At 68.5% G+C, this 7497-nt stretch carries 6 protein-coding genes; 5 read left to right on the top strand and 1 reads right to left on the bottom strand.

What is annotated here, in order from left to right; all coding sequences use genetic code 11:
* Nucleotides 1-76: 76 nt before the first annotated feature.
* On the bottom strand, nucleotides 77-2920 hold the full coding sequence (locus ABZ911_RS42665; RefSeq protein WP_358070279.1) for a nitrate- and nitrite sensing domain-containing protein: 2844 nt from the start codon (nucleotides 2918-2920) through the stop codon (nucleotides 77-79).
* Between the two features lie 534 nt (nucleotides 2921-3454).
* On the opposite strand from ABZ911_RS42665, the gene ABZ911_RS42660 reads away from it, so the two are divergent.
* The 5 genes from ABZ911_RS42660 to ABZ911_RS42640 form a co-directional block, all read left to right on the top strand.
* Nucleotides 3455-4456: an ABC transporter substrate-binding protein gene (locus tag ABZ911_RS42660; protein ID WP_358070276.1), complete on the top strand. Its 1002-nt coding sequence runs from the start codon at nucleotides 3455-3457 to the stop codon at nucleotides 4454-4456.
* Entirely contained in the window at nucleotides 4453-5208 is a 756-nt protein-coding gene (locus ABZ911_RS42655) for an ABC transporter permease subunit (protein ID WP_358070273.1), read from the top strand. Before ABZ911_RS42660 ends, ABZ911_RS42655 begins: the two co-directional genes overlap by 4 nt.
* Nucleotides 5205-6011 (top strand): ABC transporter permease, encoded by an 807-nt coding sequence (locus ABZ911_RS42650; protein ID WP_358070270.1) that lies wholly within the window; start codon nucleotides 5205-5207, stop codon nucleotides 6009-6011. Before ABZ911_RS42655 ends, ABZ911_RS42650 begins: the two co-directional genes overlap by 4 nt.
* Before the next feature lie 14 nt (nucleotides 6012-6025).
* Nucleotides 6026-7030: a methyltransferase gene (locus ABZ911_RS42645; RefSeq protein WP_358070267.1), complete on the top strand. Its 1005-nt coding sequence runs from the start codon at nucleotides 6026-6028 to the stop codon at nucleotides 7028-7030.
* A 69-nt stretch (nucleotides 7031-7099) separates the two neighbouring features.
* On the top strand, nucleotides 7100-7497 hold a 398-nt coding region (locus ABZ911_RS42640), incomplete at its 3' end, for an ATP-binding cassette domain-containing protein (protein WP_358070264.1).

Below are 7497 nucleotides of genomic sequence, written 5' to 3'. Positions count from 1 at the left end.
TGGGCGACTCCCGGAACGGTACTGACGAAATCAGTGATCAGCCAGTCCACACCACGAGCCGCATGGCTCAGATCGTTCATTCGCCCTCCTCCCTGCTGTCAAGGCTTCTCGGGCCACTTGGGTAGCGACCGTCGTTGATGTCCCCTCTGGCAGCCCGGTATCCCTGCTGGAAGCTCGCGAACCTGCTGCGTACCCGGTCGGGTGAGATCTCCGGCATCGGCGCCACGCCCTTGGGCGCCGAGGTCTCCGCCGAACCGGGCACCAGGTTCGCCTTGGGCACCCGCTTCGGCAGCCCCGCGGCGGTGGATCCGCCCTTGACCGGCTCTCGTACGGCCGCCGCGGCGGTCCACCCGGCGTCCGCCTTCTCCGATCCCCACGACCCGGACTCCGAGCGATCGAACCAGGCGGACTCGACCGCGGCGAAGATCGGCAGGTACTCGTCGCCGGAGGTGGCCGGCTTCACCACCGGGATCGGTCCTGTCGTCGTCGACCCGCTGTCGGGGTAGTCGTACCTGCGCAGCAGCGACTGCTCCCGGTCGCCGACGGGCCACGAGTTCTGCTCGGCGGGCGGATGTACCGGCCAGGACGGTGTGTCGGTCAGCCTGCCTCGCTGCGGGCTCACGCCGGGGCCCTGGGCGGGGGCCCACACGTCCTCGCTGTCGAAGGTGCCGCCCGGGTCGGAGGGCCAGCCGGGAGTGGGCGCCGGTGAGAGGATCGGTGGCACGGTGGAGCCGCCGAGATCGCTGGGCCAGCTGGGCAGGTTGCCTGACGGGCCGCCGGGCCAGCCGGGCGCGATGCCGCCGGTGTCGCCGGGCCAGCCCTGGGCACCGAACGAGGGTACGGCCTCGGGCTGCATGCCTGACGATCCAGTGAAGACGGGCGCCTGGCCGCCGAACAGTGACTCGGGCAACAGGACCATGGCCGTCAGACCACCTGAGCCATGCGGCCTGAGCTGCACCCGGATGTCGTGGCGGTGGGCCAGCCTGGCGACCACGAACAGGCCCATACGCCGCGACACCGACACATCGACAGTCGGAGCGTCCATCAACCGCTCGTTGGCCGCGACCAACTCCTCCTGCGTCATCCCGATACCGGAGTCGGTGATCGACATCATCACCCCACCACCATCGATGCCGTTACCCGACACCACCACCCGCGTCTCCCGGGGCGAGAACGCCAGCGCGTTCTCCACCAGCTCCGCGAGCAGGTGGATGACGTCGTTCACCGCCTGACCGACAACCGCCACACCACCCGGGACCTGCAACGAGACCCGCTCGTAGTTCTCCACCTCCGACAACGAGGCGCGGGCCACATCCACCAACTGCACCGGCTGACTCCAGCGCCGCGGCGGATCCTGCCCAGCCAAAACCAGCAGGTTCTCACTGTTACGCCGCATACGAGTAGCCAAGTGATCCAGCTTGAACAGGTTCGCCAACCGCTGCTCGTCCTGCTCGCCCTGCTCCAGACCATCGATCAAGGTGATCTGACGCTCCACCAGCGTCTGACTACGACGCGACAAGTTCACAAACATCGCGTTCACATTCGCGCGGAGCTTGGACTCCTCACCCGCCAAACGCACAGCCTCACGGTGCACCTCATCGAACGCCCGCGCGACCTCACCCACCTCGTCCCCAGAGTCCACGCCGATCGGTTCCACCTGGGCGGCCGACTCGTCGCCGGTCTCGCGAAGGGTTCGCACGGTCTCCGGCAGGCGCTTGCCGGCGATGTGCAGCGCTTCGCTGCGCAGCCGGCGAAGCGGGGTGACCAGCGACCTGGCCATCACGACGGTGATGGCCAGGACCGCGACGAGCAGGGCCAGCACGATGCCGGCCACGATCAGCGCGCTCTGCTGCTCGACGTCGCGTAGTTCCTGGCTGCGGGTCCGCACCGAGTCGGCGAGCTGCTTCTCCACCGTCCGCATCCGCTCGACGGTCTCGGTGGCCGCCTCGAACCAGCCCGCACCGCGCCCGCCGCCGAGGTCGGCGCCGATGAGCAGTTTGCCGGTGTTGGTCAGGACGATGGCCCGGTCCCTGATGTACTCCGAGCGGTAGTGGCCGCTGACGATGTCGTCGTAGGCCTGGCGTTCGGCCTGTGAGGCCTCCGACCTGAAGGTGGCCAGTTCGCTGTCGCGCTGGGCGCGGGCGGCGAGGAAGGCGGCCAGGTCGGCCTCGCCGAATCTGCGGGCCGCCACCGCGATGGACAGCAGGGCGCGTTCCCTGGAGGCCTGGTCCTTGGCCCGTGCCAGGGCGCCGAAGGCGGCGACCGTGCCGACGAGTTGCTCGTCGGTGGCGCCCTGGCCGACCGCGTCGTAGACCTGCAGGAGGTCCTCGATGGCCCTGACGTACATGTCGAGGGTGGGCATCGCCTGCAGTCTGGTGTCCGTGACCGCCTTGCGCATCACGGGGAGCTCGACGAGCCGGTTGCGCAGCCTGGCCAGGTCGCCGCGCAGACGCTGGGTCTGCTCCTCCTTCGCCAGCGCGGCGGCCCCTTGGAGCACGCTGACCGCCATGGCGTCGACGGCGGCGCGGCCCCGCTCCAGCGCCTCCAGCTCCTGGCTACCCCTGCCCAGGGCGACGAAGCGGACAGAAATGTCACGTTCCTGTTCCAGAACGTGGGCCAGCTCGGCGACGTCGGCGGCCAGGTCGGCCCGCGCTCTCGTCGCCTGGTACTCGGCCGCGCCCGCGAAGGAGCTGCTGGCCCGCAGGCCGCCGAGGACGATCGCGGCGATGGTGGGAATCAGGATGAGCGCGACGAGCCGCGCGCGGACCCGCCAGTTGCGCAACGCCCAGGCGCCGGCCCGCCGCCTGGGCGGGCCCGCGCGATGCGCGGGAGGCGACGCGGCGGCAGCGGCGTCCTTCTCCGCGGCCCCGAAGGGCTCCCGGCCCCTCCGGCCGCCGCCCGGGGCAGATTCTGTCCTCACTGGCCTCCGCAACCTCTCCTGGTCGGCGGGTGCGGGGGATCACGTCATAGGGCGAACCTGGGGTGTGACACCGACGCATCCATGGGGCAGGGGTTATTTGAGCACAGCCCCATCAAATCAGCCAATAGACCATTCATCCAAGAATGTTTCCTTTATCGACGGACCATAATCACCATCACTCATCCCTCAACCACCAGTCATGCCCGACAATCGGTCTGCGGCGCCTGACAGAACGACCCGAGTTTCGAGCACGCGAAACACCCCAAGTCCGCCTAATCCCCTTTTTCGCCTTCACATACTCAATGACCGTTTTGTCGCCATGTACGCCGAGTGTGCATACAGCGACATAGCGGTATATTCCTCCACCTACCTGCAATAACGCCAGTCACAGACATTTCAAAAAGATAACGCCGATCTATGCATGATAAATCTGGTCTTTTTCTGGTTACCCTGGGCTCTCTCCACATCAAGACCCGCCACCGCCACCGGGTATGGAGCGGGCCTTCTCCGCGCATATCAGTTCAAGGAGTTTCCATGAGGTATGGCGCCCGCGGTCGCGGCTCCATCGTTGGCGTGGCGGCGGCACTCGTGCTGACTCTCACCTCATGCGGCGGAGGCGGTGACGACAAGCCCGGGAGTGCGGCGAAGGAGCCCGGCACCGGCCCCGAGCGGACGGCCATCAGCGTGGGCATGCTGCCCGTTCCGGACGTCGCCCCGCTGTACATCGCCATCCAGAAGGGCTACTTCAAGGCCGAGGGGCTCACCGTGACGCCCGAGCTCATGACGGGCACCGCGGCCGCCCTCACCAAGCAGGCGGGCGGCGGGCTGGACATCATCCTCGGCAACTACATGTCCGTCTTCACCGCCCAGGAGAAGGGCGTCGGCAAGTTCAAGTACATCGCCGACGGCTACCAGGCCGGCGCGAACGGCTTCAACGTCATGGTCAAGGCCGACTCGACGCTGAAGTCGGGCGCCGACCTCAGGGGCAAGAAGGTCGCGGTCAACTCGATCGGCAACATCGGCGACCTGTCCGTGGTCTCCTCGATCAAGTCCCACGGCCTGGGCAAGGGCGACGTCCAGTGGGTGGAGCTGCCCTTCCCCGAGCAGGCCAAGGCGCTGGACGAGGGCCGCATCGACGCCGGGTGGCTGACCGAGCCCTTCATCACCTACGCGCAGAAGCAGTTCGGCGCCAAGACCCTCATCGACACCATGTCCGGGGCGACCAAGGACTTCCCGATCTCCGGCTGGAGCGCCACCGAGAAGTTCATCGCGGAGAACCCCAGGACCATCGCCGCCTTCCAGCGTGCGATAGGCAAGGCGCAGGCCGAGGCCGCGGCCGACCGCGAAGAGGTCACCAAGGTGGTCCCGACCTACACCAAGATGGACAAGGAGACCGCGGCGGTCATCTCGCTGGGCGCCTTCCCCACCTCGCTCAGCTCCACCCGTCTGCAGCGCGTCGCCGACCTGATGCTCGAACTGAAGTTCCTGAGCAAGCCGCTGGACGTCTCCTCCATGCTGGCCGGACCGGCTCAGTGATCGTTGCTCGACTGCTCCGCGGCGCCGTCGGCGTCGCGGGGTTCCTCGGTCTCGCGGAGGTCGCCACCCGCACCGGGTTCGTCAACCTCCCGCCCGTCTCGGACGTGCTCGTCAAAGCCCCCGATGTCCTGCTGGACCCCGGCTTCCACGCCGACGTCGCCGCCACCATGACGGCCTGGGCGGTCGGCCTGGCCCTCGCCATCGTGACCGCGGTGCCCGCCGGCATGGTGCTGGGCGTGCTCGCCCCCGCCGAGTGGGCGGTCCGGCCGGTGCTGGAGTTCCTCAGGCCCATCCCCTCGGTGGCGCTGATCCCCCTGGTCATGCTGGTCCTCGCCGACGACCTGCGGGTCAAGGTCGCGATCATCGTCTACGCCTGCACCTGGCCGCTCCTGCTGAACACCATGTACGGCATGCGTGACGTCGACCCGGTCGCCAAGGAGACGCTGCGCAGCTTCGGCTTCGGCTCGCTCGCCGTACTCGGGCGGGTCTCCCTGCCCAGCGCGGCGCCCTTCATCGCGACCGGGATCCGGCTGTCCGCCTCCATCGCGCTGATCCTCGCGGTCAGCGCCGAACTGCTGGCCGGCGGCCAGTACGGCATCGGCGTCTACACCGTCAGAGCGGGCACCTCCGCCGACAACGTGGCGCTGATCCTCTGCGCCGTGCTCTGGACCGGGCTGATCGGCCTGATCATCAACACCGTCCTGGTGCGGACCGAGCGATGGCTGTTCGGCTGGCGGGAGCAGCTCACATGAGAGTCCTGCGCTGGTTCCTCGGCCTGCTGGTGGCCGCCGTGGTCGTGCTGGTGTGGGAGCGGGCCACCACGTGGATGCGGGCGGCGGAGATCGAGGGGTCGGTCTTCTTCCCCCCGCCCTCCGAGATCGTCTCGAAGCTGCACACGCTGTGGTTCTCCGGCCCCGCCGACCGGCTCTTCCTCACCGACGCGGCCTACGCCGACCTGCTGCCCAGCATGGGCCGGCTGCTGACCGGCTGGAGCATCGCCGCGGTGGCGGGCATCCTGCTGGGCGTGGCCCTCGGCCGCTCCAGGACCTTCAGCCAGTACATCGACCCGCTGCTCCAGTTCGGCCGGGCCGTACCGCCGCCCATGCTGATCACGGTCTTCATCGCCATGTTCCAGATGGGGACCCAGATGCAGTTGGTGACGATCGTCTTCGGGGTGATCTGGCCGGTGCTGCTCAACTCCGTCGAGGGCGCCCGATCAGTGGACGCCAAGTTCCTCGACTCCGCCGTGGTGTTCGGGCTGACCCGGGTCCAGCGCCTGACCCGGGTCATCCTGCCGGCCGCCGCGCCGAAGATCTCCGCCGGCCTGCGGCTCAGCCTCTCGCTCGCCCTCATCCTGATGGTCATCTCGGAGTTGGTGGGCAGTACCGACGGCATCGGCAGGCACCTGCTGCTGAGCCAGCGGCGCTTCGAGTTGGCCGACATGTGGGCCGGCATCCTGCTGCTCGGCGTGCTGGGGATCATCCTCAACGCGGTCTTCCTGGCCGTCGAACGCCGTGTCCTCGCCTGGCACCGGCAGGCCCGGCAAGTCATCTGAGAAAGGGACTTCTGATGACCGACCCCACCACGCCGATCTGGGACATCATCCGCGGGGTGTGGCGCTTCAGCGCCCTCAACGCGTTCGTGAAGCTCGGCGCCGTCGAGGCTCTGCGTGACGGTCCGCTGCCCCTGGCCGAGCTGGCCCAGCGCTGCGAGGCGGACCCCGACTACCTGTCCAGGGTCCTTCGGGTGATCGCCTCCTTCGGCCTCGTCGAGCGGACCGGCGACTCCTACACGCTGACCGAGAGCGGAGCCGTACTCCACCCGGACCACCCCCGCTCGCTCTACAGCGGCGTCTACTTCGCCGCCGACCCCGCCTTCGCCTACTCCCTGGCCTCGCTGCCCGAGACGGTGCGAGCCGGACGGCCCGCCTTCGTGGCGCGGTACGGCGGGCTCTACGACTATCTCGCCGCCTCGCCGGAGGTCGGCGCGCTGTTCGACTCCTACATGGACGGCCGCTCGCAGCCCTTCGCCGAGGCGCTGGCCGGCGCGTACGACTTCTCCGCCGCCTCCACTGTGGTGGACGTGGGCGGCGGCAAGGGGCACATCCTCGCCGCGGTGCTGACCGCCAACCCGCACCTGCGCGGCACCGTCTACGAGCTGGCGCATCTGGCCGGCAGCGCCCGCGCGTGCCTGGCCGAGCGCGGCGTGGCCGACCGGTGCGAGGTGGTCACCGGCGACTTCTTCGAGAGCGTGCCCGCGGGCGCCGACATCTACCTGCTCTCCAACATCGTGCACAACTGGAACGACGCGGAGGCGCGCAAGATCCTGACGAACGTGCGCGAGGCGCTGGGCGACGGCGGCAAGGTGATCTGCCTGGACATGGTGCTGCCCGACGACGACAGCCCGCACATGGGCAAGGAGCTCGACATGCGGATGATGGGCCTGTTCGGCAGCGGCCGGGAGCGCTCCCGCGCGGAGTACGTCGACCTGCTGCGCCAGTCGGGGCTGACCGTCACCGACATCGTCGAACTCGCCGTCGCGACCAGCGCGGTCGTCTCGGTTCGCGCCTCCTGATCATCACCACATTTGCGGATACGACAGAGTCCCGCCGCTGTTCGCGGGCTCGCGGCCTGAGGAATCAGCGTGCTTGAGATCGCCAACCTGACCCACACCTACGGCACCGGCAGCACCGCGCACCACGCCATCGACCAGCTCAATCTGAGCGTGGCCGAAGGCGAATTGCTGTGTATCGTCGGGCCGTCGGGCTGCGGAAAGTCGACCCTGCTGCGCTCGATCGCCGGACTCATCCAGCCGTCGGGCGGAGTGATCCGGGTCGAGGGCGAGATCGTGCGGGAGACGCCCGGCAACCTGGCCGTGGTCTTCCAGGACTACAGCCGTTCCCTGTTCCCCTGGATGTCGGTCGCCGACAACGTCGCCCTCCCCCTACGCCGCCGCGACATGGACAAGAAACAACGCAAAGCCGCAGCCGAAGAAGCACTCGAATCAGTCGGACTCGCCGCCGCCGCCAAAAAATACCCCTT

It is taken from the genome of Nonomuraea sp. NPDC046570 (assembly GCF_040645915.1).
GTDB lineage: Bacteria > Actinomycetota > Actinomycetes > Streptosporangiales > Streptosporangiaceae > Nonomuraea.
This window is presented reverse-complemented; position numbering and strand designations above follow the sequence as displayed.